A 25,426-nucleotide genomic window follows, 5' to 3' on the forward strand; every position below is an offset into this window, starting at 1 on the left:
TACTCTTAAATGATTATACTTAAAAGCTAAAAGATATGATAAAATTATTAATAGCAGACAACCACCCTATTATTAGAAAGGGTTTAGAACTACTCTTAACTTCTTCCTCAAGTATTGACATTGTTGGAAGTGTAGATGATGGTGAAGCCATTCTAGAATTTGTTAAGAACAATCCGGTGGATATTATTTTAACCGAAGTTAATTTTCCTAAATTAAATGGTTTAACTGTACTAAGGCATTTAAAAAATGACTATCCAGACATTAAAACCATTATTTTTAGTGGCGAACCAGAAGAAGTTTACGCTATAAACGCCATTAAAGCTGGCGCTTATGGTTTCGTTTCAAAAACAGTTAATATTATCACCATTAGTGAAGCCATAATGAAAGTTCACGAAGGCGGTATTTACCTTAGCAATGAACTTACACAACAGCTTGCATTTGGAACACGAACTAATAAATCTGGAAGATTTTATAAAAAGTTATCTACTAGGGAAGCTGAAGTTTTAAAACTATTAACTGTAGGCAAAAAGAACAAGGAAATTTCTAAAGAACTGGACATTAACGAAAAAACGGTAAGCACATACAAGGCACGTTTGATGCGAAAGCTTAAAGTCAATAACTTGGTAGATTTGGTAAATCAAGCTAAACTTTCGGAGCAAGTTCATTAGCTACAAGACACGGTTTAATTTTCTAGACAATAGCATTTTTAAACTAGAGTAATCCTTTACCTCCTCAAGTACATTTTTATTTGAGTTAGATTTGTTTTGCTCTGTTTCTTGCTGAAACTCCTTTACCTTAAGATCTATTAAAAAACACCTTAAACTTAAAATAGTTTCACTTACTAACTGGGCAACTGTATGATTTTTTTCTTTAGGATAAATATTCATACGTTGCCAGTTATCAAGATGATAGCGTTCATCATCCATTAAAATGGAAGTGATTTCATTAGTCATATCTTGATCTACAGAGTTGATAAATGTTTTTAGTTCAAATTCAGGATTTTGATTTAAGGCATCTATTATGGTATAGTAAAGACTTTTAAACTTTTGGTTGGTGAATTCCATTTCATCATCCTGAAGATCTAAAAACACCTTTTCGAAAACTTTAGCTTGATGCACAACAGGTTCTAAAATTAATTCTCCCTTATTGTTTTCTTTAAGCACTAAATCTTCAAAATCTTCAGTTTTATCTCCATAAAGCAATAGAATCTCAATAATTTTACGTTCCAAAACATATTGAACATCTATCTTATTAATTGGTTGTTCATGCTTTATAACTTCAAAAGCTTTGCGTTCGGCCCTATACTTTTGGTTTTCTTCATGAAACTCTTTTTTGTTAATCTGTGCCAGCGTACTGAATAAAACGGCTTCACTAATATCCATAATACGAGCACATTCCTGAATGTATATCTCCTTTTTTATACGATCTGGAATTTTAGAAATACTGTTTACAATATCCCTAACGGTTTCTGCCTTTTTAATAGGATCGTTCTTGGAATCTTCAAAGAGTACGGATGCCTTGAATTGAATAAAATCCTTGGCATTCTCTTCCAAATAGTGTGTAAGTTCCTCTAGTGTATTTTGCTTTGCAAAACTATCGGGATCTTCTCCTTCTGGAAATGAACACACCTTAACATTCATACCTTGTTCCAAAATAAGGTCAATACCTCTAAGGGAAGCACGCATGCCTGCCGCATCACCATCAAACAAGACTGTAATATTTTTGGTTAACCTGTTTATTAAGCGAATTTGTTCTGGTGTTAGAGCCGTGCCAGATGATGACACAACGTTTTTAATTCCCGTTTGGTAAAACTGAATGACATCGGTATAGCCTTCAACCAAATAGCAATTATCTTCTTTAGCTATACTTTGCTTGGCATGAAAAATACCATAAAGCACCTTACTTTTATGGTATATGTCACTTTCAGGAGAATTAAGGTATTTGGCTGCTTTCTTATCGTTTATTAAAATGCGTCCTCCAAAGCCCAATACCCGCCCACTCATGCTCTTTATGGGAAATATGACCCGTCCTTTAAACCTGTCGAATCGTTTGTTGTCCTTAACTATTGTTAGTCCCGTTTTTTCCAAATAATCGATGTTATAGCCCATTTTTAAGGCCTCATCAGTAAAAGCCTGCCATTCGTTTAGGGAATATCCCAAATTGAACTTTTTTATGGTATCTTCAGTAAAACCACGTTCCTTAAAATAACTTAGTCCAATAGACTTGCCCTGGTCGGTTTTATAAAGTATCTTTTGAAAATAATCATTGGCAAACTCACTAACCAAAAACAAACTCTCACGCTCATTGGCAGCTTCTTTTTGCTCATTGGTCTGTTCGGTTTCCTCTATTTCGATATTATATTTTTTAGCTAAATATTTTATAGCTTCTGGATAGGTGAAATGCTCATGTTCCATTAAAAAGGCAACAACATTACCTCCTTTTCCTGTACTAAAGTCCTTCCATATTTGTTTTACGGGCGACACCATAAAACTCGGGGTACGTTCATCACTAAATGGACTCAACCCCTTAAAGTTACTGCCTGCCTTTTTAAGCTGAACAAAATCGCCAATAACCTCCTCTACTCGGGCAGTTTCAAATACTTGGTCTATGGAAGATTGTGATATCACAATATAAAGTTATAAGAATTGTAAAAATACTATAAACTATGGATTATAGAAATTATAAATAGCCTGATCAATGTTTCTTCTCAATCACATGACATTAGTCATATTTTATAAAATCCGCATAAAGTATCTTTACTTTGCACTTAATATAAATACTAAACATTTTAATTTATTAATCTTAAAGTCATGGCTACATCTGCAAAATTTTCTCCGCTTTTAAGGATTATTTTAGGTTTATTTTTGATTGTATATGCCCTCAACCAATTTTTCCATTTCATACCATTTACTTATGGTGAAATGCCTGAAAATACTAGGGATTTCATTGATGCCGTTGCCATTTACCTACCCTACTTGTATATTTTTGAAATAATAATAGGACTATTCTTGATCTTTAACAAATGGGTCCCATTTATTTTAATTGTATTGTTTCCGCTAAGCGTTTCCTTTTTAATCTTTAATCTGTCTGATAATGATTTTAGCAAAATATGGACCGCTTTAATTGTAGCTTTTTTAAATATTATGCTGTTGTTAGGTTATAAGGAAAAGTACAAACCGCTTTTTAAATAATAGCTTTAATTCAACTAGAACAAAAATTTCAAACTTATTTCTTCCTATCTATTACATAATTCACCATAAGCTGAAGTGAATCCTTATAATCTGACTTTGGGTAGGATTGAAGCATATTTAAAGCCTCTTCCTGAAATTGTTTCATTTTGCTTATAGCATAGTCCAGTCCGCCATTAGTTTTAACAAAGGCAATAACTTCCTTTACCCGTTTTTTATCCTTGTTATGATTCTTTATGGAATTGATTAACCAGTTTTTGTCCTTCTTGGAGGCGTGGTTAAGCACATGTATTAAAGGCAAGGTCATTTTCTGTTCCTTAATATCTATACCTGTAGGCTTACCAATTTGTGTATCACCGTAATCGAATAAATCATCCTTAATTTGAAATGCCATTCCTATAAGTTCACCAAATTTGCGCATATCCTCAACATGTTGCGAATCTGGTTTTACCGAAGCCGCCCCCAAGCTACAACAGGCAGCTATTAATGTTGCTGTTTTTTGACGTATGATTTCATAATACACATCTTCAGTTATATCTAACCTACGTGCTTTTTCTATTTGCAGTAATTCGCCCTCGCTCATTTCGCGAACGGCAATGGAAATAATTTTAAGTAAATCAAAATCGTTATTATCAATAGACAAAAGCAAGCCCTTAGACAATAAAAAATCACCAATCAACACCGCAATTTTATTTTTCCATAGTGCATTTACCGAAAAGAATCCACGGCGACGGTTACTGTCATCTACTACATCGTCATGCACTAAAGTTGCTGTATGGATAAGCTCAATAACCGATGCTCCACGATAGGTACGCTCACTTATCTCTCCATTAGACACCATTTTGGCTACCAAAAAAACAAACATAGGGCGCATTTGTTTGCCTTTTCTATTTACTATATAATGCGTAATTCTATTTAGCAGCGCCACCTTTGAGGACATAGAAAGTTGGAACTTTTGCTCGAAAAGTTCCATCTCAAAAGCGATGGGTTGTTTTATTTGTTCGACTATTTTCAAATCAGCCTATTAAGCAGATTCAAAGATACTATTTCAAATGAAACATTCATTATTAATTTTTAATCACAAAAAACAAGGATAGATATATAGATATAATGTTAAAACTTATGTAGAGTTAGTAGAAGTACGGTCATAGAAAAATAGATATCATGACATAAAAATATGGATTTATTAAAAAAAACCTTCTACACACGAATCATAATTATTTTAAGATTTATTTGCCAACTGTCCACATGCAGCATCAATATCCTTACCTCGGCTTCGGCGTACATTAACCACGATTCTGTTTTGTTCCAAGGTCCTTATATATTGTTCCAATGCTTCATTTGAAGCTTGTTGGTAGCCTCCGTCATCAATTGGATTGTATTCTATAATATTGACCTTGCAGGGCACATATTTACAAAACTTCACGAAAGCATCGATGTCTTCTTGGGTGTCATTAACCCCTTTCCAAACCACATATTCATAGCTTATTTTCCTTTTTGTCTTGGTGTACCAATACTCCAAAGCTTCACGCAAATCATCCAAGGGAAAGGTTTCATTAAATGGCATTATGGACGTTCTAACCTCATCTATTGCAGAATGTAAGGATACTGCCAAATTAAACTTAACGCCATCATCGGCCATCTTTTTAATCATTTTAGGCACTCCTGAAGTCGATAAAGTAATGCGCTTAGGCGACATGCCCAAGCCTTCTGGTGATGTGATTTTATCTATGGCCTTTAGCACATTATTGTAATTCATAAGTGGTTCGCCCATACCCATAAACACAATATTGCTTAATGGACGGTTATGGTAATACCTACTCTCATTATCGATTGCCACCACCTGATCATAAATCTCATCGGGGTTTAAATTGCGCATACGCTTTAACCGTGCCGTAGCACAAAATTTACAATCTAGACTACAGCCAACCTGACTGGATACACAGGCCGTAGTTCTTGTAGATGTAGGTATTAGAACCGATTCCACAATTAAACCATCGTGAAGCCTTACAGCATTTTTAATAGTTCCATCACTACTACGTTGCATGTTATCCACTTGAATGTGGTTAATAACGAAGTTATCCTCAAGCATTTGTCGAGTTGACTTCGATATATTGGTCATATCATCAAAAGTATGCGCCGATTTTTGCCAAAGCCACTCGTATACCTGATTTCCCCGAAAGGCCTTATCACCTTGTTTTACAAAGAAGTCGCGTAACTGTTCCTTGGTAAATGCACGTATATCTTTTTTGTTAGCTCCCATAAGTGGTACAAAAATAGTGAAAGGAATTGCTATTGAAGCATTATGGTTTAACGATTTTCATACTACAATTCTTTTTGCGTTAGGCATAGAAATTTTGTTGGAGCTCTTTACATTGAAGACCAAGGTGTTCCTAAAGTATTTACGATAAAGACTACTAAAAAAGTCCAACCAACACTTATAAGTACGTTAATGTTCAAAAACAAAAAAGCCCTGAACTAGTCAGGGCATATACTTTATAAGATTAACATGGCATCACCATAGCTGTAAAATTTATACTTTTCCTTTATAGCCTCTTCATAGGCCCTCTTTATAAAATCATGACCAGCAAAGGCAGATACCATCATCAACAAGGTTGATTTTGGTGTATGGAAATTGGTAACCATACAATTTGCTATACTAAAATCATACGGTGGAAAAATAAACTTGTTGGTCCAACCATCCATTTCATTTAACATACCGTTAGATGATACTGCACTTTCAATAGCTCGCATAACTGTGGTACCTACAGCACAAACACGTTTTTTATTTTGAATACCTAAATTAACAGTTTGTACGGCTTTGGCATCTATAGTCAATTCTTCACTATCCATTTTATGTTTGGAGAGATCTTCAACTTCAACAGGATTAAAAGTACCCAAACCAACATGTAATGTTACCTCAGCGAAATTAACTCCTTTTATTTCTAAACGCTTTAACAAGTGTTTAGAAAAGTGCAATCCAGCTGTTGGAGCTGCTACAGCGCCTTCATTTTTTGCATAGATGGTTTGATAACGATCTTCATCTTCCGGCTCTACCTCACGCTTTATATATTTTGGAAGCGGAGTTTCACCAAGTTCTTTGAGCTTATTTCTAAACTCTTTATAAGATCCATCATATAAAAAACGAAGGGTTCTACCCCTAGAAGTTGTATTATCTATAACTTCTGCCACTAAGGTATCATCATCACCGAAATACAACTTGTTGCCAATTCGTATTTTACGAGCCGGGTCTACCAAAACATCCCAAAGACGTTGTTCCTCATTAAGTTCCCTTAATAAAAATACTTCTATACGCGCACCTGTTTTTTCTTTATTTCCATATAACCTAGCAGGGAACACTTTAGTATTGTTTAAAATCAATACATCATCCTCATTAAAATAATCGATAAGGTCTTTAAAATATTTATGTTCAATGGTTTGGTCTTTTCTATTTAAAACCATTAAACGTGCCTCATCCCTATTTTCTGAAGGGTATTCTGCTAATAAATCGCTTGGTAAATTGAAACCAAAGTTTGATAATTTCATGTGTTAGTATTTATTTTTTTCAAAGGTCACATGTAACTTTCTAAGCGTCATTCACTAAACAATCCGCTTAACTCGATTAAAGTTTCATGTGTTTATTTTTATTGCTTCTTTTTAAGAAAGTTGCAAATATACAATGTCTAGGTAGGGGTTGTCAAGTAAATGGGTGATTTTTATTTTGCAATTTGAAAACCCAAAGTTTGCAAATCTTCCCAAAAGGTTGGATAGGACTTAGAGACCACCATGGCATCATTTATAATTATGGGAACTTTTAAAGCTAACGGTGCAAAAGCCATAGCCATTCTATGATCGTTATACGTATCTATTGCAACCATTTCATTAATATGCTCTGAAGCTGAAAGATGCAATGACTTATCCGTAATCTTAACAACTCCTCCTAATTTTTCAATTTCGGCCTTTAAGGCCACTAATCTATCTGTTTCCTTTATTTTAAGGGTGTGCAATCCTGTTAAGTTACAGGTTATACCAAGTGCAAAGCAAGTCACTGAAATGGTTTGTGCGATGTCTGGCGATTCAGTTAAATCGAATGCGATTGTTTGTTCTTTATTTACTTCCGAAACTTTTTTAAGCTTAATAGTATTGTTTCCATAAACAGTCTCTATCCCAAAATGTTTATAAAATTCAATTAAAGCCGAATCACCTTGTAATGAGTTTGCCTTGTATGAGGATAAAGTAATTTCAGTACCAACATCGCACAGTGCTATAATACTAAAAAAATAGGAAGCCGAAGACCAATCGGATTCTACGGTCAACGTTTTAGGCTCTGGGCTTTCGGTTTTTGGTTTTACCGTGATTGTATTACCAATAAATGTGTTTTCAATACCAAGTCCGTCCAATAAAGCCAGGGTCATTTTTATATAAGGAACAGATGTGATCTCCCCTTCTAGATGCAACTGAATTCCATTTTCCAATCTCGAAGCGATTAACAAAAGTGCCGATATGTATTGACTGCTTACATTAGCCCTTAGCGATACTTTATTTTTGGTAAGTTTTTTACCTTTTATTCGAATGGGTGGATACCCCTCATTTTCTTCATAAGCAATATCTGCACCTAGTTCCTGTAAGGCTTCAACCAAAATTTTTATAGGACGTTCCTTCATACGTTTGGATCCTGTTAAGACAACCTCCCTACATTCTTGAATTGAGAAATAAGCTGTTAAAAATCGCATCGCTGTTCCTGCATGATGAATATCCACAATCTCAGCATCTGAGCTTAACGCATTGGTCATTAAATTACTATCATCGGAATTTGACACATTGTTAAGTTTCAATTCTGGATACAAAGCTTGGAGCAGCAACAAACGGTTGGATTCACTTTTTGAACCCGTTATTGTGATTTCAGATTTACGATTTACGATTTTAGATTGGCGAAGTATAATATCCATTGTAAAATTGCCTTGCTTATTAAGCCTGCAAATTTACTCGATAATCGAGATTAATGCTACGAAACTTGCTATTTTTTTAAGTATAGTTTTAATTCTTAAACCAATTTATTTTAAAGTATTCATTTCAACTTTTTATTATTATGGTGCCTATCGTGATCACGTTTTGCTTTTTTATTCATTCTTTTGTCAAATGCCTGTTCCAAATCGGTTCCTGTTTGATTGGCCAAACATAATAAAACAAAAAGCACATCAGCCAATTCCTCACCTAAGTCCTTATCCTTATCGCTTTCTTTTTCACTTTGTTCACCATAACGTCTAGCAATAATACGCGCTACTTCACCTACTTCTTCAGTAAGCTGCGCCATATTGGTAAGCTCATTAAAATACCTAACTCCGTGTGCTTTAATCCAATCGTCTACTACCTTCTGTGCATTTTTTATGTCCATCTATACCTTTTTTAGAACTATTTGTTCATTTTCTTTTATAATCATTTGATTAAAAAATTCTTTCAAAAATAAATAATGATCTGGATATATCTGTGCATTACTTATCTCAAAATCAACCATTAAAAGTATTTTATTACCAACCACTTTTGGTATAAACTTAAATAAACCTAAGTCGTCTGGTATTTTCATAACTACAGGTTCAGGTTGAGACTCTAATTGGTAATTATTAGGTATTTCAATAGTCACCACCGCTTTTTGACTAAACGGATACCCGAAATCAATCGGAAATTTTCTTTCCTCAAGCTTAAATGGGTTTTCTTTAATCCTTAAAAAGGACATTGGGTGAATATAAATTTTATCATCAATTATATCTGCCCCCGTTTCCTGATAATAGTCAAAAGATTCGGAAACATAACCATCATATGTCTCAGTATTTTTTACTTCATAATTAGATATTTCAATATTATCGTACTTTTCTTCTAAATTGATAATAAAGTTCTCCTCATCTGCTTTTTTATATGCCTCTCTAAATTTATAAGCACTATGATTTGTATGTCTTGACATTAAATGGCCATTAACTTCTCCTTCTTCATTCAAACTTGCAGTTATTGAATATTGAGAAATGGCAGCTTCGGGAGTTTGAATTTCTATTTGTTTCCAAACCAAATTGTCATTATCTATATATATCCCCTTCCAATTGTAATCTTTAACGGGTAATAAATTTATGTCACTAAATTCGTCAGTAGCGTCCATAAAGTATTTCTTATCGTCAATTTCAGCATAAGCAATAACATAATTCAACCTATCTACCGTTGGGAAAAAAGGGATTATATTGTCTTTGGTACTTATTACTACTGGATTGGCTTTTATACCTGCGTCCCTTAACATGGCTATTAATGTTAAGTTTATATCTCCTGTATTTCCTTTTTTTTCCTTTAATGCTTTCTTAATACCATAATAAAATCCCTTTCCATCTATTCCATTCCATTTAATATTATCTTTAACATATTTGAAAATGAGTCCCATTTTTTCAATTTGATCTGTTTTACCAGACAAAAGCTCTTCCAATTCGTCTTTAAAGGAATTTGTCTTATCCAATTTATTCTTGTAATCATCAGTATTTCCAATATATTGCGCTACATCACCCCAAGATCGCGAATAACTTTTATAATATCCTGGTAACTCTACAGATACTAGTTCGAATAATACTCCTGCCCTATAGTTATCTATATTATCTACATAACTTTCATCTTTAAGAGCTGGGACATTATTTAAAAAGTATTTTGTTGATACCACATTCATGCCTATTCTATTGTCACGCTTTGTCTCCACTTTAGGATAAAAACTTAAATAGCCTTTACTTGTTTTATTAAACCTATAGCCTTCTGGTGTCCTTATTTCCACTTCCATCTTTTTAATTGGGACATCATACTGTAGCCTAACCTCATCAATATCAAAATAAAACGGTGACCTAATGGTATACTTATATTCAATTACAGAGCCTTCCTTTACATTTGGCATGGTAAACTTTGTTTGATCATAATTATACCTCACTTCATTTTTAAAAATTTGGTCTTTATCTAAAGCGGTTTCAACAATTTTCCCATTTTCAATATTATAGGTAAAGGCTTTAATTTTAGTTACGGTTTCTCTAGCACTGCCACTCTTAAACAAATCTATTTCATGCGTAGCATAATCAAAACCCTCTTTATTATATATTTTAACTCGTTCGTGGATCTCGGTCAATAATTCCGTATTAACATTTGTAGACAATAAATAGGTGTTTTGATGTCTATATAACACAACTGCATTTGCCGATTGGTCCTGAACATAGGATTCTTCCAATAATTCCTCTTTAGATACCTTACCAAAATCTATTTCTTGCGAAAAATTAAACTGAATCGATATTATAAATACTATTAGACTGATTTTTTTAATCATGATTAGATGTTTTTTTTAATATTATCTTGGAATTATCGTTACTTGCTATCTTTTTTCTAAAATTTCGGTATGAATCATAGTCAGACTTTGGAAAATCACCTTTTGAAATTAACAGTTTTCTTTTGTATTGAATTTCACTATCCCGAACAATATACTCGGCACTATATTCTCCAAACTTATTTTTAATTTGAATATTATCGGGTATAGACTCAACCTCAAAATCCATAGGTATTTTGTAAATAAAAACATCTTCATCCAAGTAACCTCTTTGTATTTCAACAGGCAATCTTCTATTTCTATACCTATTAGGAACAAATGAATTTTTGTTAAATGTATTGGGTGCAAAAATGAGCTTGTCTCCACTTGAAGAAGCATAGTTTGACGCATAAAACTTAATTGTTTCTGTAAATTCTACTATTTCTTTATTATTTTCAAAGGTATAATCAAGAACCTCTAAATTATTTACATTGCTCCAGTACTCTTTATAATATTCGATAACATTTTTTTTGGATTCTCGTTCAATACCAAATCGTTTATCGTATTGAATCCCTTTGGTCTTTATAGACACATCAGATGCTATGCTAGCATCAGGATTAAGCTCAACTTCAGCTATAGTAAGTTGATAATTATCTTTATCTGGATAGACTGTAGTTTTAATTATTTCTCCAGTATCACCTTTTATAGCAAGTACGTTTCTATTGTCGGTAAAACTACCTATAAATCCAAAAGGGTGAACTTGACTCGTACAGTCAAGCCAAATCATCTTATCTTCGGATGGAATTCCTAATATAATATGATCTCCTTGTGCTAAGGATGCAAAATCCGTATCAAAATCAACAATTTCTCTACCCGACTCTACTACAGAATAATATGAAGTAATACCTGCTATTTCAAGAAGAGATTGGGTATAATTTGTTAACCCTTTGCAGTCTCCATATTTTACCTTATCCACTTCTATTGCGGCAATAGGCTGTATTCCCCCAATTCCAACTTGAACACTTATATACCTTGTATTTTCCTGAACAAATTCATAAATCTTTTTGGCTTTTTCAAGAGGATCATCTATACCTTCCACTAATGAGAGTATTGCCTGTTTTGTTTTTTCAGTCACTTCATTTCTACCATCCAATAGCGAATTCTTAATCCATGCTCCAAATTCCATCCAATCTTTAGCTTGACCATCGACTCCATTATAATGAAACTTTTCAGTTGCAACCATAACCTGAGGTGTGATTTTAGAAAAGCTAGGACTCAAATCTTCTGGTTTTAAAGATGGAACATTAGAAATGGCATAAGACAATGAAGTATTTGTAGTATTGGAAACTATATTATAGCCATCAAAGTTTTTCTCTTTAAATCTTAGTCCCAGGTTAGCAAAATCATTCAAAGTGTAAGTATCTTTTTCTATGCTTACATAATAATCATTAATTGGCCTCCACATTGGTGTTAACGCTGTACTAACAGATTCAATCTCACAGGTAAAACTAACTGTATAAGGGTACTTTATTGGTGTATAAGCCATAAACAATACTCTAGAATCAGAATACAGAGTACCACCATCGACTGCACTATGATCTATAAAGTCCTTTTTTTTAATTTTTTTGATTTCTTCGCCAAATTCATCAAAAACAATTGCTTGTATCGATTTGACTTTAATGTAATTATCAAATCCAACACCTGCATTTAAATATCGATCTCCTTTTTCATTTAAAACAGTAACTACTCTGTGCAAGGAAGTCTTAATTTTTCTTTGCGATTCAATAACAATTTGTATATCATTCAATCTAATAACAGCATTAGCATTTTTTTTTAATTCGTCTGAAATATTTGAAACAGAGTATGTATTGCCTTGAGAGTAGATGAAATTACCGTTATAAAACAATATAAAAAGGGGAAGCAATAATTTAATTTTCATAGCACAACGCTTACGATGTTTTTCAATAAAATGTTTTGAGAGAAGTTCAGAATTTTAAACCTGTAGCAAATAGGATATACAAAAATCCTGTGTTTCAAATATAAAAAAAGGATGTAAGAAATTTGTTGAAAAATGAAAAAAAATTCTTAAAAATTAGGTCATAATGCTAAACTAACCTATTCTTTTTGTTTTGAATCAATTATAATGGTCACTGGCCCATCGTTGACTAGTTCCACCTTCATATCGGCTCCAAACTGACCGGTTTGAACCGACTTTCTTAAATCGTTTTCCAACTGTTTTATGAAAGATTTATATAATGGAATAGCAACATCTGGTTTAGCAGCTTTAATATAGCTGGGTCGATTCCCTTTTTTAGTAGAAGCGTGCAAGGTAAATTGACTCACAACGACAACATCCTTTTTGTTGTCGATTAAAGACTTATTCATCACACCTTGTTCATCATTAAAAATACGTAGGTTAACTATTTTATTGGATAACCACTTAATATCTTCCAAAGAATCTTCCTCAACAATACCAAGAAATATTAAAAGCCCATCGTCTATTGAAGCTACTTTTTTGTCTTGGATAATTACACTAGCTTTAGATACTCTTTGGATGACTATTTTCATATTCCTATCGTTATCTTAACTGTTTTCTAATTATCCCAATTATCGGTTCTATAATGCTCTTCTTCTCCCTGTAGTATTTGCAAATAGCTCCTATACCGTGAATAAGCAATCTCGTCATTATCTAAAGCCCTTTTTACTGCACATTTAGGTTCTTGTATGTGTAGGCAATTGTTAAACTTACAATCTTGTTTGAGTTTAAAAATTTCTGGGAAATAATCCCCCACTTCTTCTTTATCCATATCCACAACTCCAAAACCTTTTATACCAGGAGTGTCTATTATTTTTGCTCCAAAACCTGTATCGAACATTTCAGCAAAGGTTGTGGTATGTTGACCTTGCAAGTGCAAACTGGAAATTTCCTTAGTCTTTAAATCCAATGTAGGCTCAATAGCATTGACCAAAGTCGATTTTCCAACACCGGAGTGCCCCGAAAACATACTTACCTTACCCGTCATAAGCGCCTTAACCTTTTCTATATTTTTTCCTGTTTTAGCAGAAATTCCAATACACTCGTAGCCTATATTACGATACACATGGGCTAAATATTTTACTTCCATAAGGGCCTCATCATTGTATGTATCAACTTTATTGAAAAGAAGAATAGTTTTAATGGAATAGGCTTCGGCCGTTACCAAAAACCGATCAATAAAACTAGTTAATGTAGGAGGATTGTTAATGGTAATCATTAGAAATACCTGATCTAAATTTGTGGCGATGATATGGGTTTGTTTAGATAGGTTCACTGCCTTTCTAACAATATAGTTTTTTCTATCGTGTATCTTATGGATAATTCCTGAAACATTGTCACTATTGGTTTCCAATTCAAAATCCACTACATCTCCAACAGCTATAGGGTTGGTACTCTTAATCCCTTTGATGCGGAACTTTCCTTTTATCCTACATTCATATACATGACCTAATTCGGTTTTAACCGTATACCAACTACCTGTAGATTTATAAACTGTTCCTGTCATTATTTTCAAAAGTAATTGAAAAAAAGTAATTATTCCCGTTAGAAAAATAGTTAAATTGGTCACTTAACTTCAAAATTCATCACATTATGAAAAAATTATTAATTCTATTAAGCCTGTGTTTCTTTTCCTTTATTGAAACTAATGCTCAAATTGAGTACAAAATTATAACAACTGTTGAATCTATAGTGCCTAGCGGCTTGGGAAGATCACGCATAATTTCTTCCGTTGGTGAAAGAGACTATAAAGAGTTTACATCTGAACAAACTGAAGAAGACCACACAAGAAATAAGTCGAATAGAAAAGATATTAGAGTGAAAGATTTTGAAGAAACCAAACTACTTAACTTTTACAATATTGCCGGTATTAGATTTCAAAATATTGCAGCCAACGATGCCGTAGTTAGCTCTAAAGTTAATGCCATGATTGAAGAAGGCTGGGAACTAGCCTTTGTTACTAGTGCTGTTGAGAGTGATAGTGGGAAAGATGATGGCCAAGGTATTTTCATTACTAGATATATTTTTAAAAGAAACAGACAGTAATTATATTTTTATAAAAAAGCCTCGCCTAGCGAGGCTTTTTTATAAACTACCCATTAATAATCTTTTCTTGATGATTAATCGATTCTTGGTGAATAGCCTTAAACATTTTTAAAATGAACTCTTCACTTAAACCATGTTGCTCACCTTCCAGCACCATTTTACCTAAAATTTCATTCCAACGCTTAGATTGTAAAACCGCTACGTTTTTACTCTTTTTAAGTTCTCCTATACCATCGGCTGCCTTCATACGTTTGCCTAATAGTTCTATGAGCTGGTTATCCACAACATCTATTTGAGCCCTTAAATTATTAAGTGCATTAACATATTCTGCTTCAGCATCGGTTTCTTTCTTTATTTTCAAATCTCTCATTATTTGCACCAAGGTTGATGGTGTTACTTGTTGTGCGGCATCACTCCAAGCATTATCTGGATCGATATGTGTCTCAATCATTAAGCCATCAAAATTTAAATCCAGTGCCTCTTGGGACACATCAAAAATCATGTTACGATTACCTGTAATGTGAGACGGATCATTGATTAGTGGAATATCTGGAAACCTATTCTGAAACTCAATAGCCAATTGCCATTCTGGAATATTACGATATTTGGTCTTTTGGTAGGTTGAAAATCCTCTGTGAATAGCTCCAATATTCTTAACACCAGAACTATAAATGCGTTCAATACCACCTAACCACAACGATAAATCTGGATTAACAGGATTCTTTACTAAAACTGGCTTATCGGTACCTTCTAAAGCATCAGCTATTTCCTGCATAATAAATGGACTTACCGTAGAACGAGCACCTATCCAAAGTAAATCTACATCATGCTCTAAAGCTAATTTTACATGGGCTGCATTGGCAACTTCGGTACACACTTTCATACCAGTTTCCTGCTTTACCGTTTGCAACCATTTTAAACCTAAAGCCCCAACACCCTCAAACATACCTGGACGGGTTCTAGGTTTCCATATTCCAGCCCTAAAATAATTGACATCGGTATCCTTTAAGTCGTTAGCAATTTTAAGCACTTGCTCTTCGGTTTCAGCACTACATGGCCCTGCAATAACTAACGGATGATCTAAGTTTAAATCATCTAACCAAGTTCTCATTTCTTTCTTGTTTTCCATATCCCTTTTGTCTTTCAGATTTTTTCCTTCGGAAAAATCTATTTATAAATTTATTTTAGTTTTAATATTTAATTTTTTACTTCAACCTTTTAGATTATTCCGTTTAAAATATCTTTTATATGATTGACGTCTTTCATTTCATTAAAAATGGCCTCATAATCATCTTCCTCCATAAAGGCCTTGAAAAGCATAAGATTATTGATATACTCTTCTAGAGTCTCAATAACATTAGCTTTGTTTTGCTTAAATATGGGTGCCCACATTTCCGGAGAACTTTTAGCCAATCGAACCGTCGACGCAAATCCACTGCCTGCCATATCAAAAATATCGCGCTCATTTTTCTCCTTCTCAATAACCGTTTTTCCCAACATAAAAGAACTAATATGTGATAAATGCGATACATAAGCAATGTGCTTGTCATGGGCAACAGGATTCATATACCGAATGCGCATCCCTATGGCTTCAAACAGCTTTAAGGCTTTTTCCTGTAGCTTGAATGCTGTTTTTTCAACTTCACAAATAATATTTGTTTTGCCTACAAACAAATTATCGATCGCTGCACTAGGCCCCGAGAATTCCGTACCCGCAATAGGATGCATGGCCAAAAAATTTCTTCGCTTTGGGTGATCTTCCACAGCTTTACAAATAGCTTCTTTTGTAGAACCTGCATCAATAACCAATGCTGTATCTGGAATCTTATCTAAAATGGTTGGTAATAATTTTACCGTGGCATCTACAGGAATAGAGACAATGACCAAATCGGCTTTTGATAGATCTTCCAATGTCGCCTTTTTATCTATTAATTTTAAGGACAGGGCTTCATTAAGTGTTGCATCCTTTCTACTAATTCCATGTATAACCACTTCAGGATCATGGCGTTTAATATCCTTTGCCAAACTACCTCCAATTAAACCTACTCCTAAAGCATAAATCTGTTTCATTTCCTTTGTCACCCCTTTACGGCATCCCTCCAAACGGAGAGAACTTTAATTATTATTTTTTTTCTACTACAATCTGCCATTATTCCAGATTACTATCGGAACCTCTTACCTATTTAATTCTAGTTATTGCTTCTTCTAAATCTTCGGTTTGAGCACATAATGAAAAACGTATGTAACCTTCTCCTTTACTTCCAAAAATAGTTCCGGGCGTTATGAAAATATGATGCTCTTTTAATACTAAATCAATAAATTCTTCCGCATTAACAAAAGCAGGTAATTTTGCCCAAACAAATAATCCAGAAGCTTTCTTATCGTAAGTACAATTAAGAGACTCTGCTAATTTCCATATTAAATCCCGACGCTTTTTATAAACACTGTTAAGTGTAACAAACCACATTTTCGAGCAATTCAAGGCTTCAATAGCTCCCTTTTGTATACCATAGAACATACCGGAATCCATGTTACTTTTAACCTTCAATATATTATTAATATGATCACCATTACCGACAACCATACCTACACGCCACCCTGCCATATTAAAAGTCTTACTTAATGAATTTAACTCTAAGCAGACATCTTTAGCTCCTTCAATATTTAAAATACTTGTAGGATTATCATTTAATATAAAACTGTACGGATTATCGTTTATAATTAAAATATCATGGCGCTTTGCAAAATCCACCAATTCCCTAAAGGTGTGCTCACTAGGCACAGCTCCCGTTGGCATATGTGGGTAATTGACCCACATGAGTTTTACTTTACTTAAGTCTTTTTGTTCTAAGGCCTTAATATCTGGCTGCCAGTTATTCCTTTCGTCCAGCTCATAAAAAACAGGTGTCGCCTGCATAAGTTTTGTAACCGATTGGTAAGTTGGATACCCAGGATTAGGTATCAATACTGCATCGCCTTGATTTAAGTAAGCCATGGAAATATGCATAATACCTTCCTTACTTCCAATAAGCGGCAAAATATCAGATTTCGGGCTTAAAGACACGTTATAATGTGCCTTATAAAAAGTAGCCATAGCCTCCCTAAGCTCTGGTAGCCCCTGATAACTTTGGTATTTATGCGCATTGGAATCGAACAAACTATTGGCAATAGCATCAACCACTTTTTGTGGCGGACTTAAATCAGGACTACCAATACCTAAATTGATTACAGGTTTACCACTTGCAATAAGCAAATTTACTTCCCGTAGTTTTTTTGAGAAGTAGTATTCCTCTACAGTATGCAATCTATTTGCTACTTCAATCATGACTTCCCATTTTTATATTCCCCTAAAACTTTTAAATTATGGCCCATAATTTTTATTACGGATTTGGCTTTTTTAAAATCCAAATAAGCTTGAAATGTAACGTCAACAAAAAAAGAATATTTCCAAGGCGTTTCTACCACTGGCATAGACTGTATCTTAGTTAAATTAAGTTTACAATCACTCATAACGTTTAATATGGTCGCTAAACTACCTCGCTTGTGATCGGTTTCAAACTTTATTGAGGCTTTGTTTATTTCACTTTCAGGTACTTCAGAATTGGTTCGCTTTACAATGGCAAAACGGGTTTCGTTATGTTTAATGGTTTGAATGCTATGGGCCAAAATATCAAGCTCAAAAATTTCAGAAGCCAAAACACTGGCTATAGCTCCAACAGCTTTCAACTGCTTTTTCTGAATACGTTGTGCAACCTCGGCAGTATCTTTATCTTCAACCAACTTAATATGTGGGTACTTTTTGAAAAACTCCTTACATTGTAGCAAAGCCATGGGATGTGAATATACCTCTTCAATATCCTGAATACTTTGTCCAGGCAAAACCATTAAATTATGCTGAACATCAACATAATGTTCTCCAACAATATGCAAATTACAACCATCAATAAGTGCATAATTTGGCAATATAGATCCCGCAATAGAATTCTCTAGAGCCATGATAGCGGCATCACATTCTTGGTTAAGTAGAGCCTCAACTACCCTATCAAATGTCAAGCACTCAATAGCTTCAACATCTTTGTTGAAAAACTGCTGGGATACAATATGATGGAACGATCCCTTTACACCCTGTATAGCTACTGTCTTAATCATAAAAAAAAGTCTCGATTTTCATCGAGACCCCATATTAAATTTATACTTTAAATTATACATACAACGTCTCGTTCCTTTAGCTAAAAAAGAAATAAAACCAATTGTTAAAATATGTATAATGTCCTGTTGCTGTCATAATTATGCGGCTAAAGTAAATAATATTTTAAAATATTAAAATACTAAAAAACGTTTTTTTGCATTTTTGTAAAAGATTTAAAGATTTTACAACAAATCACACAATACGTTAGATAATCATTACTTTTGAACAAACTATTTTAAATATGTCAATAGAAGTTATAGGTATTACAAAACTTTACGGTAACCAAAAAGCACTAAACAAAATATCTTTTACCATTGATAAACCAGAGATAGTTGGCTTTTTAGGGCCTAATGGTGCTGGAAAATCAACCATGATGAAAATATTAACAACTTATTTAAAAGCCACAAGTGGTAGTGCAAAAATTAATGGTTTTAATGTAAATAACAATCCTAAAAGTGTACAACAAAGTGTAGGTTATTTGCCAGAACATAACCCCTTATACACAGAACTCTATGTTAGGGAATACTTAAACTTTAATGCCAATATCTATAATGTGAAAAAGGAACGTATCGATGAGGTTATTGAACTTACAGGTCTAACGCCTGAAGCACATAAAAAAATAGGACAGCTTTCTAAGGGCTACCGTCAACGGGTAGGATTGGCCTGTGCTCTATTACACAATCCCGATGTGCTCATTTTGGATGAGCCAACCACTGGATTAGACCCCAATCAGTTGGTTGATATTCGACATTTGATAAAACAAATAGGCAAAACCAAAACCGTATTTCTATCCACCCATATTATGCAGGAAGTCGAAGCCATGTGCGACAGGGTAATTATTATTAACAAAGGTGAAATAGTTGCTGATAATAACTTGAAAGACTTAAGAAAGAAAAAAGAACAGACCGTAATTGTAGAGTTTGATTATCGTGTGGAAGACACCTTTTTATTAGCCCTTCCCAAAGTAGATCGCGTGGTAAATATTCATGATTTTGTTTATGAAATCACCTTTAACACTTCGGAAGATATGCGCTCTCATGTTTTTGACTTTGCCTACGACAACCAATTAAAAATCCTTCAACTAAATCAAAAAAACGCAAGTTTGGAAAGTTTGTTTAGGGATTTGACCAAAAATTAAATCATTTTAAAATATTATAACCAGTCATATTTTAAACAAATGCATGACAAATATCATCTTTGTCCTAAACTTTAGACCTTAATTTTGCATTGACAAATACTAGATACTCTAAAACACCATGAGCAAAGGAATTTATGTAGCAACTATAGAACCTAATAGCGGCAAATCTGTTGTTGTATTGGGTTTAATGCGTATGCTTTTAGGAAAAACCGCAAAGGTAGGCTATTTTAGACCCATTATAGAAGATACTGAAAACGAAGAAAAGGACAACCATATCAATACGGTAGTATCTTATTTTGATATTAATATAGATTATAAAAATACCTATGTCTATACCAGAAATGAAGTACTTAACCTATACAATCAAGGTAAATCGGGACATGTTATTGATGAAATCATAAAGAAATATAAGAAGCTGGAAAAACGTTTTGATTTTGTACTCGTTGAAGGTACCGATTTTTCTCATGAAAATTCAAGCCTGGAATTAGACATTAATATCCTAATTTCAAAAAATTTGGGACTGCCTGTTATAATCGTCATGCAAGGCAACAATAAAACGCTTGAGGAAATTGTTGATAGTGTCCAACTGGCACACGATACTTATAAAGAAGATGTTGATGTACTGTCCATAATGACCAACAAAATTGAATCAGACTTTGTTTCAACATTAAAGGTTCAGCTTCAAAATCGTATTCCTAATAGTACAGACATAAGTGTAATACCCAAAATTAAAAGCTTGGCCAACCCCACCATTAAGGAAATAGTAAAAACCTTAAATGGTAACGTCCTTTTTGGCAAAGAATTAATAAACAACCAATCCGAAAGCTTTAGTGTAGGAGCTATGCAACTGCGCAACTACCTTGTTCATTTAAAAGAAAATGCTTTAGTAATTACCCCAGGAGACCGTGCTGACCTTATTTTAGGTGCTTTACAGGCCAATATATCAAAAAACTATCCTAAAATTTCGGGTATTGTTTTAACAGGGGGACTCATTCCCGAAGATCCTATTTTAAAACTTATTGAAGGACTTTCTAGTATTGTTCCCATTATTTCTGTGCAGGGTGGCACCTTTGCTGTGACCAATGAAATTGGAAAAATTAAATCGAAGATCTATGCCGAAAACATTGATAAAATCCAAACCTCAATTGCTACGTTTGAAAAACACGTAAATACAGAAAAACTGGCTAATGATTTAATTACTTTCGAATCGGATATTTTCACACCTAGGATGTTTCAATATAACTTGTTGCAACGTGCCTTAAAAAACAAAAAACATATTGTACTCCCAGAAGGTTACGACGAACGTGTATTGAGGGCAACCTCTAGATTGATCGATGCCCAGGTAGTAGATATTACCTTAATTGGAGAAGTCGACAAAATTAAAGAACGTATCGTAAAATTGGACATTCCTTTAGATATTACTAAAATAAATATTGTCTCTCCAACAAAATCACCCTATTTTGAAGATTACGCACAAACCTTCTATGAACTTAGAAAACATAAGAATGTAAACCTACAAATGGCTAGAGACATGATGACGGACGTGTCCTATTTTGGCACTATGATGATTTATAAAGGACATGCCGATGGCATGGTATCTGGTGCAGTACATACCACTCAACACACTTTACGTCCAGCCTTACAATTTATTAAGACCAAACCTGGGGTAAATATTGTTTCTTCTGTGTTCTTCATGTGTTTAGAGGATAGGGTATCTATTTTTGGTGACTGTGCCATAAACCCAAATCCTAATGCAGAGCAGTTGGCAGAGATAGCCATATCCTCAGCTAAAACCGCTAAGGATTTTGGCATAGAACCAAAGGTGGCCATGCTGTCTTATTCCTCTGGTGCTTCTGGCAAGGGTGCCGATGTGGATAAAGTGAGAACTGCTACCGAAATCGCGAAACACAAAATACCAAACCTTAAAATTGAAGGCCCCATACAATATGATGCTGCTGTAGATTTACGGATTGGTAAAAGTAAACTACCGGAATCCGAAGTAGCAGGTCAAGCCAGTGTATTGATTTTCCCAGATTTAAACACAGGAAACAATACCTATAAAGCGGTACAGCGAGAAACTGGAGCATTAGCTATTGGCCCTATGCTTCAAGGGCTTAACAAACCTGTTAATGATCTAAGTCGTGGTTGTACTTCTGACGATATTTACAGTACTGTTATAATAACTGCCATTCAAGCCCAAGATCTATAAGTTATGCAAGTATTAGTTTTAAATTCCGGAAGTTCATCGTTAAAATTTCAATTGTTCTCCATGCCGGAAGCCACTATTTTATGTTCTGGACTTATTGAACGTATTGGGTTCGAAGATGCCAAATTCAAATTCAAAACAAATGGAAAAACCATAGAAACGGTTACACCTATAAAAAACCATAAAATAGGCTTGGAGCTTTTGTCTCAACAACTTTTAGATAACAACACAGGTATTATTAAATCTCCAGATGATATTGACATTGTTGGGCATCGCGTTGTACATGGCGGGAAACATTTTAGTGACACCACAGAGATTACCGAAGCCGTTAAAGCCAAGATTAAAGCCTTATCTGCTTTGGCACCTTTACATAACCCAGCCAATTTAGAGGGTATTGAAGTTGCCGCTACTATTTTTCCAAACGCTAAGCAAGTGGCTGTTTTCGATACAGCTTTCCATCAATCTATTCCAGAGTATGCATACAAATATGCTATACCTAACGATTTTTCGGAAAAACACAACATTCGCGTATATGGATTTCATGGCACAAGCCATAAGTACGTTTCAGAACAAGCTGTTAAATATTTAGGAAAAGAAGATTCAAAAATCATAACCATACACTTAGGAAATGGGTGTAGCATGACCGCTATTAAAGATGGTAAAAGTATTGACCACTCTTTAGGATTTTCACCTGTTAGCGGGTTAATTATGGGAACACGTTCTGGTGACATTGATCCTGCGATTATTTTTTATTTAGCCGAAAAATACAAATATAGTTTAGATGAAATCAATACACTTCTACAAAAGCAAAGCGGCATGTTCGGTTTAACTGGGTTCAGTGATTTAAGGGAAATTGAAGCTGAAGCCCAAAGAGGTAACAAAGCTTGCCAATTGGCTTTGCAAATGAATGTGTATCGCATAAAAAAATACATTGGTAGCTACGTTGCCATTTTAAACGGATTGGATGCTATTGTATTTACAGCTGGTATTGGTGAAAATTCTGTGTTAATTAGAAAAATGGTTTGTGAAAACCTAGATTTTCTTGGGATTATATTAGATGAAGAAAAAAATAAAGAGCGATCTGGCCAAATTAGGGAAATAAACGCATTACATTCAAAAGCAAAAATTTTAGTCATTCCTACAAATGAAGAGTTAGAAATTGCCAAGCAGGCTACGGGATTATACCAATCATAAAAATCTATTTCGACACTAGCCTCTACTATTTTTAAAGGTTGCATTCCTATAATAGATAGAATCTCTTGCACAGTCTCTATTTCAGAAAGTTAGGAAAGTACTCTAATCAAAAAAGATTCTTCAGTCGACTAAAAGCCTCCATTCGAATGACAAATTTTACTCAAAAATTAATTGGCCTTTATACAATTCCTCCACTTCAACTAAAGGAGGCTCGTTAACTGAAATCACATTGCCCGTACCTGAAATTTTTCCTTTTAAAGATTGTTGTGGGTTAACAATCATATCGTTAGAACTGCGGTTCCACAGCGTCACGTTTTGAGCTACCAAATCACGACCCTCAAAACGAGATGTTCCTGCGGCAAATGTAATATGTAAGTTATTGGTTTTGCCCGAAATATAGACATTGGACAAGTTGTTAAACACCAATCGGAATGTATTGTTATCTATCTGTAATTTAAAATTAGCATTGGCAAAAGTGTCTGGCGCATTAAAATCTTCGGATAAAATGGTTAAACTGGGATAAGTCAATACCCCATTGGAACTAATATCATACTGTGTGGAACTTCGTATTTCGGTAATATTGGGCGAAGTTACATAGACTTTAGTAACCCCATAATCGCGTACATAATTGCAGCTATTGTTATCGGTTAATAATAATCGACCATCAATAACTACAGCTTTAACATCATTGATTAAGTTTTTTCCCGTTTCAATAACCACTTTTTGCTCCGTACCTTCCTTTACAATCAGTTCAATATCCCGATTCACCAGAACCTTATCAAAAGAAGCCAACACCATTTCCTGCCTAACTATGCTTCCCGTGTTTTGAAAGCAATCGTTTGCATCTTCACTGTTGCAAGCTACAATCAACATAAATGTAAGTATGTAAAGTATGTTTTTCATTACTGTCATTCCTGCGAAAGCAGGAATCTATATATTCATTATAGAGTTCAATTTAAAAGATTCCTCTTCTCAGGAATAACAAACTATAGTCTAACCCCAATTCCAAACTCAACCGCCTCAGCTTTTGCGCCATGTGATTTTAATGTCAAAGCTCCAAACCACTTGTTGCCAAAATAACGTTTAACACCTATCCTAAAATAAGTTCGTCCTTCAAAATCAAAAGGATAATAAACATAATACCCCAACTGTGACAATATGGATATTTTATTAATAAACAATTCATGTCCCACAAAAACACCAACACGTTTAAAATCTTCATCGCCTGAAATATTATCCTCTGGAAAAGCCACGCTTTTATAATAGATCAATTCCTTTAAAAAGTTTGAAAAAAACACATCTACCCCCAACTGTAAGGCACTTTTTCGATTAATGCGCTTATCGGTATAAGCCGAAACAATATAAAATGGAAATTGCCCGCTTCCCACTACATCACTTTCATTAACACCTGTTCTAAATACCAAGTTATACTTTATGGATTGCCTAAATCCTCTGTCATTTTCAATTAAAGTGTATTGATATTCAGGACTATTTTCTTCTAATCTATAAGTCACTCCTACATTTAAAGATATTGAATTAATACTGGTATTTGGAGCTTTTACATTAGCATTGGAATAGTGGATAAAAGATAAACCTGCTTGAAATCCAATGTTATCAAACAAACATTCTTTTTTGTAATTCAATAAAGCGTATGTACTACTCATAATATGCGTTCCAAATGCAATATTCCTAAAATTGTTCTCCTTATTATAAGGATTATTGGTATAAGCTAATCCCTGACCAATACGAAACATTAAATATCTCTTAAAAAAGTAAAAATTGTAATGAACATAAGCTGACACCACATTACCCAACACCTTATTTTTAAGGTTTTGATAAGCTATGGACATACCATAATCGGGATAGTTATACCTTTGCTCCCATGCATTGAATCCATAGGTTTTCTTATTCCATCCAAAAATAACGCCTTCAGGATGTCCTTGTATTAAATGTAGTATATCATTGTTATGTAATGCAATATTCCCGCTAAAATAATTGACATCAATAAAGGATGTATATGCTTTGTCCTGAGAAAAGGACATCCTACAAACTGCACATAAAAAACATAAAACTATTAGCCTCATGTAGATTGGTTCTCAGGCAAAAGTACATGAATTA

The 25,426-nt window shown here is 34.0% G+C and carries 22 protein-coding genes; 6 read left to right on the plus strand and 16 right to left on the minus strand.

The window, feature by feature from the left end:
* Window positions 1-35: 35 nt before the first annotated feature.
* Entirely contained in the window at window positions 36-668 is a 633-nt protein-coding gene (locus K7G79_RS02385; protein ID WP_223548796.1) for a response regulator transcription factor, read from the plus strand.
* Here the strand turns inward: K7G79_RS02385 and dnaG are convergent, their stop codons facing one another.
* On the minus strand, window positions 669-2,627 hold the full coding sequence (gene dnaG / locus K7G79_RS02390) for a DNA primase (RefSeq protein ID WP_223548797.1): 1,959 nt from the start codon (window positions 2,625-2,627) through the stop codon (window positions 669-671). It lies immediately after the preceding gene.
* A 183-nt stretch (window positions 2,628-2,810) separates the two neighbouring features.
* Here dnaG and K7G79_RS02395 point away from each other — a divergent pair, with 183 nt between their 5' ends.
* A complete protein-coding gene (locus K7G79_RS02395) occupies window positions 2,811-3,191 on the plus strand; it encodes a DoxX protein (protein ID WP_223548799.1) in 381 nt (126 codons plus the stop codon).
* A 34-nt stretch (window positions 3,192-3,225) separates the two neighbouring features.
* Here K7G79_RS02395 and K7G79_RS02400 read toward each other — a convergent pair whose 3' ends face one another.
* The 9 genes from K7G79_RS02400 to rsgA all read right to left on the minus strand — a co-directional run bounded on the left by K7G79_RS02400 (window position 3,226) and on the right by rsgA (window position 14,042).
* A complete protein-coding gene (locus K7G79_RS02400) occupies window positions 3,226-4,203 on the minus strand; it encodes a polyprenyl synthetase family protein (protein WP_223548801.1) in 978 nt (325 codons plus the stop codon).
* A 207-nt stretch (window positions 4,204-4,410) separates the two neighbouring features.
* Window positions 4,411-5,451, minus strand: a complete 1,041-nt coding sequence (gene rlmN / locus K7G79_RS02405) for a 23S rRNA (adenine(2503)-C(2))-methyltransferase RlmN (protein WP_223548803.1) — start codon at window positions 5,449-5,451, stop codon at window positions 4,411-4,413.
* Window positions 5,452-5,684: 233 nt separating this feature from the next.
* Window positions 5,685-6,734, minus strand: a complete 1,050-nt coding sequence (queA, locus tag K7G79_RS02410) for a tRNA preQ1(34) S-adenosylmethionine ribosyltransferase-isomerase QueA (protein WP_223548805.1) — start codon at window positions 6,732-6,734, stop codon at window positions 5,685-5,687.
* Between the two features lie 170 nt (window positions 6,735-6,904).
* Entirely contained in the window at window positions 6,905-8,137 is a 1,233-nt protein-coding gene (locus K7G79_RS02415) for a 3-phosphoshikimate 1-carboxyvinyltransferase (protein ID WP_223548807.1), read from the minus strand.
* A gap of 119 nt (window positions 8,138-8,256) precedes the next feature.
* Window positions 8,257-8,583, minus strand: a complete 327-nt coding sequence (locus tag K7G79_RS02420) for a nucleotide pyrophosphohydrolase (RefSeq protein ID WP_223548808.1) — start codon at window positions 8,581-8,583, stop codon at window positions 8,257-8,259.
* Entirely contained in the window at window positions 8,584-10,524 is a 1,941-nt protein-coding gene (locus K7G79_RS02425; protein WP_223548810.1) for a DUF3857 domain-containing protein, read from the minus strand.
* Entirely contained in the window at window positions 10,517-12,439 is a 1,923-nt protein-coding gene (locus K7G79_RS02430; protein WP_223548811.1) for a DUF3857 domain-containing protein, read from the minus strand. Before K7G79_RS02430 ends, K7G79_RS02425 begins: the two co-directional genes overlap by 8 nt.
* Before the next feature lie 176 nt (window positions 12,440-12,615).
* The gene (gene dtd / locus K7G79_RS02435; RefSeq protein WP_223548812.1) at window positions 12,616-13,068 is read right to left on the minus strand and encodes a D-aminoacyl-tRNA deacylase; all 453 of its coding nucleotides are present in this window, start codon (window positions 13,066-13,068) and stop codon (window positions 12,616-12,618) included.
* Window positions 13,069-13,094: 26 nt separating this feature from the next.
* Window positions 13,095-14,042, minus strand: coding sequence for a ribosome small subunit-dependent GTPase A (gene rsgA, locus K7G79_RS02440; protein ID WP_223548814.1), 948 nt, complete (start codon window positions 14,040-14,042; stop codon window positions 13,095-13,097).
* Window positions 14,043-14,128: 86 nt separating this feature from the next.
* On the opposite strand from rsgA, the gene K7G79_RS02445 reads away from it, so the two are divergent.
* Window positions 14,129-14,581 carry a hypothetical protein gene (locus K7G79_RS02445; protein WP_223548816.1) on the plus strand — a complete coding sequence of 151 codons (453 nt, stop codon included), beginning with the start codon at window positions 14,129-14,131 and terminating at the stop codon, window positions 14,579-14,581.
* A 46-nt stretch (window positions 14,582-14,627) separates the two neighbouring features.
* On the opposite strand, the gene K7G79_RS02450 is transcribed toward K7G79_RS02445, so the two are convergent.
* From K7G79_RS02450 to K7G79_RS02465, 4 genes are all read right to left on the minus strand, one after another.
* Complete coding sequence (locus tag K7G79_RS02450) at window positions 14,628-15,710, minus strand: bifunctional 3-deoxy-7-phosphoheptulonate synthase/chorismate mutase type II (RefSeq protein ID WP_223548818.1); 1,083 nt, start codon at window positions 15,708-15,710, stop codon at window positions 14,628-14,630.
* Window positions 15,711-15,799: 89 nt separating this feature from the next.
* A complete protein-coding gene (locus K7G79_RS02455) occupies window positions 15,800-16,651 on the minus strand; it encodes a prephenate dehydrogenase (RefSeq protein ID WP_223548820.1) in 852 nt (283 codons plus the stop codon).
* Window positions 16,652-16,760: 109 nt separating this feature from the next.
* Entirely contained in the window at window positions 16,761-17,906 is a 1,146-nt protein-coding gene (locus tag K7G79_RS02460) for a pyridoxal phosphate-dependent aminotransferase (protein WP_223548821.1), read from the minus strand.
* Window positions 17,903-18,730 (minus strand): prephenate dehydratase, encoded by an 828-nt coding sequence (locus K7G79_RS02465; RefSeq protein ID WP_223548823.1) that lies wholly within the window; start codon window positions 18,728-18,730, stop codon window positions 17,903-17,905. The genes K7G79_RS02460 and K7G79_RS02465 overlap by 4 nt, the downstream gene beginning before the upstream one ends.
* A 281-nt stretch (window positions 18,731-19,011) precedes the next feature.
* Between K7G79_RS02465 and gldA the strand changes: the two genes are divergently transcribed.
* The 3 genes from gldA (at window position 19,012) to K7G79_RS02480 (ending at window position 23,308) form a co-directional block, all read left to right on the plus strand.
* On the plus strand, window positions 19,012-19,908 hold the full coding sequence (gene gldA, locus K7G79_RS02470; protein WP_223548825.1) for a gliding motility-associated ABC transporter ATP-binding subunit GldA: 897 nt from the start codon (window positions 19,012-19,014) through the stop codon (window positions 19,906-19,908).
* A 118-nt stretch (window positions 19,909-20,026) separates the two neighbouring features.
* Window positions 20,027-22,117, plus strand: a complete 2,091-nt coding sequence (gene pta, locus K7G79_RS02475; protein ID WP_223548827.1) for a phosphate acetyltransferase — start codon at window positions 20,027-20,029, stop codon at window positions 22,115-22,117.
* Between the two features lie 3 nt (window positions 22,118-22,120).
* The gene (locus K7G79_RS02480; RefSeq protein ID WP_223548829.1) at window positions 22,121-23,308 is read left to right on the plus strand and encodes an acetate/propionate family kinase; all 1,188 of its coding nucleotides are present in this window, start codon (window positions 22,121-22,123) and stop codon (window positions 23,306-23,308) included.
* A gap of 156 nt (window positions 23,309-23,464) precedes the next feature.
* On the opposite strand, the gene K7G79_RS02485 is transcribed toward K7G79_RS02480, so the two are convergent.
* On the minus strand, window positions 23,465-24,211 hold the full coding sequence (locus K7G79_RS02485) for a head GIN domain-containing protein (protein WP_223548830.1): 747 nt from the start codon (window positions 24,209-24,211) through the stop codon (window positions 23,465-23,467).
* 83 nt (window positions 24,212-24,294) lie between these two features.
* Window positions 24,295-25,392: an acyloxyacyl hydrolase gene (locus tag K7G79_RS02490; protein WP_223548832.1), complete on the minus strand. Its 1,098-nt coding sequence runs from the start codon at window positions 25,390-25,392 to the stop codon at window positions 24,295-24,297.
* Window positions 25,393-25,426: the final 34 nt, after the last annotated feature.

Origin of the sequence: Aestuariivivens sp. NBU2969 (genome assembly GCF_019931125.1) — a bacterium.
Lineage (GTDB): Bacteria > Bacteroidota > Bacteroidia > Flavobacteriales > Flavobacteriaceae > Aestuariivivens > Aestuariivivens marinum.

What these genes read in the sequence shown, in the direction of transcription:
- K7G79_RS02460 (WP_223548821.1), bottom strand. Translation starts at nt 17,906, where the DNA reads ATGATTGAAGTAGCAAATAGATTGCATACTGTAGAGGAATACTACTTC.
- K7G79_RS02420 (WP_223548808.1), bottom strand. Translation starts at nt 8,583, where the DNA reads ATGGACATAAAAAATGCACAGAAGGTAGTAGACGATTGGATTAAAGCA.
- K7G79_RS02415 (WP_223548807.1), bottom strand. Translation starts at nt 8,137, where the DNA reads ATGGATATTATACTTCGCCAATCTAAAATCGTAAATCGTAAATCTGAA.
- dtd (WP_223548812.1), bottom strand. Translation starts at nt 13,068, where the DNA reads ATGAAAATAGTCATCCAAAGAGTATCTAAAGCTAGTGTAATTATCCAA.
- K7G79_RS02480 (WP_223548829.1), top strand. Translation starts at nt 22,121, where the DNA reads ATGCAAGTATTAGTTTTAAATTCCGGAAGTTCATCGTTAAAATTTCAA.
- K7G79_RS02490 (WP_223548832.1), bottom strand. Translation starts at nt 25,392, where the DNA reads ATGAGGCTAATAGTTTTATGTTTTTTATGTGCAGTTTGTAGGATGTCC.
- K7G79_RS02465 (WP_223548823.1), bottom strand. Translation starts at nt 18,730, where the DNA reads ATGATTAAGACAGTAGCTATACAGGGTGTAAAGGGATCGTTCCATCAT.
- rsgA (WP_223548814.1), bottom strand. Translation starts at nt 14,042, where the DNA reads ATGACAGGAACAGTTTATAAATCTACAGGTAGTTGGTATACGGTTAAA.
- K7G79_RS02430 (WP_223548811.1), bottom strand. Translation starts at nt 12,439, where the DNA reads ATGAAAATTAAATTATTGCTTCCCCTTTTTATATTGTTTTATAACGGT.
- gldA (WP_223548825.1), top strand. Translation starts at nt 19,012, where the DNA reads ATGTCAATAGAAGTTATAGGTATTACAAAACTTTACGGTAACCAAAAA.
- K7G79_RS02455 (WP_223548820.1), bottom strand. Translation starts at nt 16,651, where the DNA reads ATGAAACAGATTTATGCTTTAGGAGTAGGTTTAATTGGAGGTAGTTTG.
- K7G79_RS02450 (WP_223548818.1), bottom strand. Translation starts at nt 15,710, where the DNA reads ATGGAAAACAAGAAAGAAATGAGAACTTGGTTAGATGATTTAAACTTA.
- K7G79_RS02385 (WP_223548796.1), top strand. Translation starts at nt 36, where the DNA reads ATGATAAAATTATTAATAGCAGACAACCACCCTATTATTAGAAAGGGT.
- pta (WP_223548827.1), top strand. Translation starts at nt 20,027, where the DNA reads ATGAGCAAAGGAATTTATGTAGCAACTATAGAACCTAATAGCGGCAAA.
- K7G79_RS02425 (WP_223548810.1), bottom strand. Translation starts at nt 10,524, where the DNA reads ATGATTAAAAAAATCAGTCTAATAGTATTTATAATATCGATTCAGTTT.
- K7G79_RS02395 (WP_223548799.1), top strand. Translation starts at nt 2,811, where the DNA reads ATGGCTACATCTGCAAAATTTTCTCCGCTTTTAAGGATTATTTTAGGT.
- K7G79_RS02485 (WP_223548830.1), bottom strand. Translation starts at nt 24,211, where the DNA reads ATGAAAAACATACTTTACATACTTACATTTATGTTGATTGTAGCTTGC.
- rlmN (WP_223548803.1), bottom strand. Translation starts at nt 5,451, where the DNA reads ATGGGAGCTAACAAAAAAGATATACGTGCATTTACCAAGGAACAGTTA.
- queA (WP_223548805.1), bottom strand. Translation starts at nt 6,734, where the DNA reads ATGAAATTATCAAACTTTGGTTTCAATTTACCAAGCGATTTATTAGCA.
- K7G79_RS02445 (WP_223548816.1), top strand. Translation starts at nt 14,129, where the DNA reads ATGAAAAAATTATTAATTCTATTAAGCCTGTGTTTCTTTTCCTTTATT.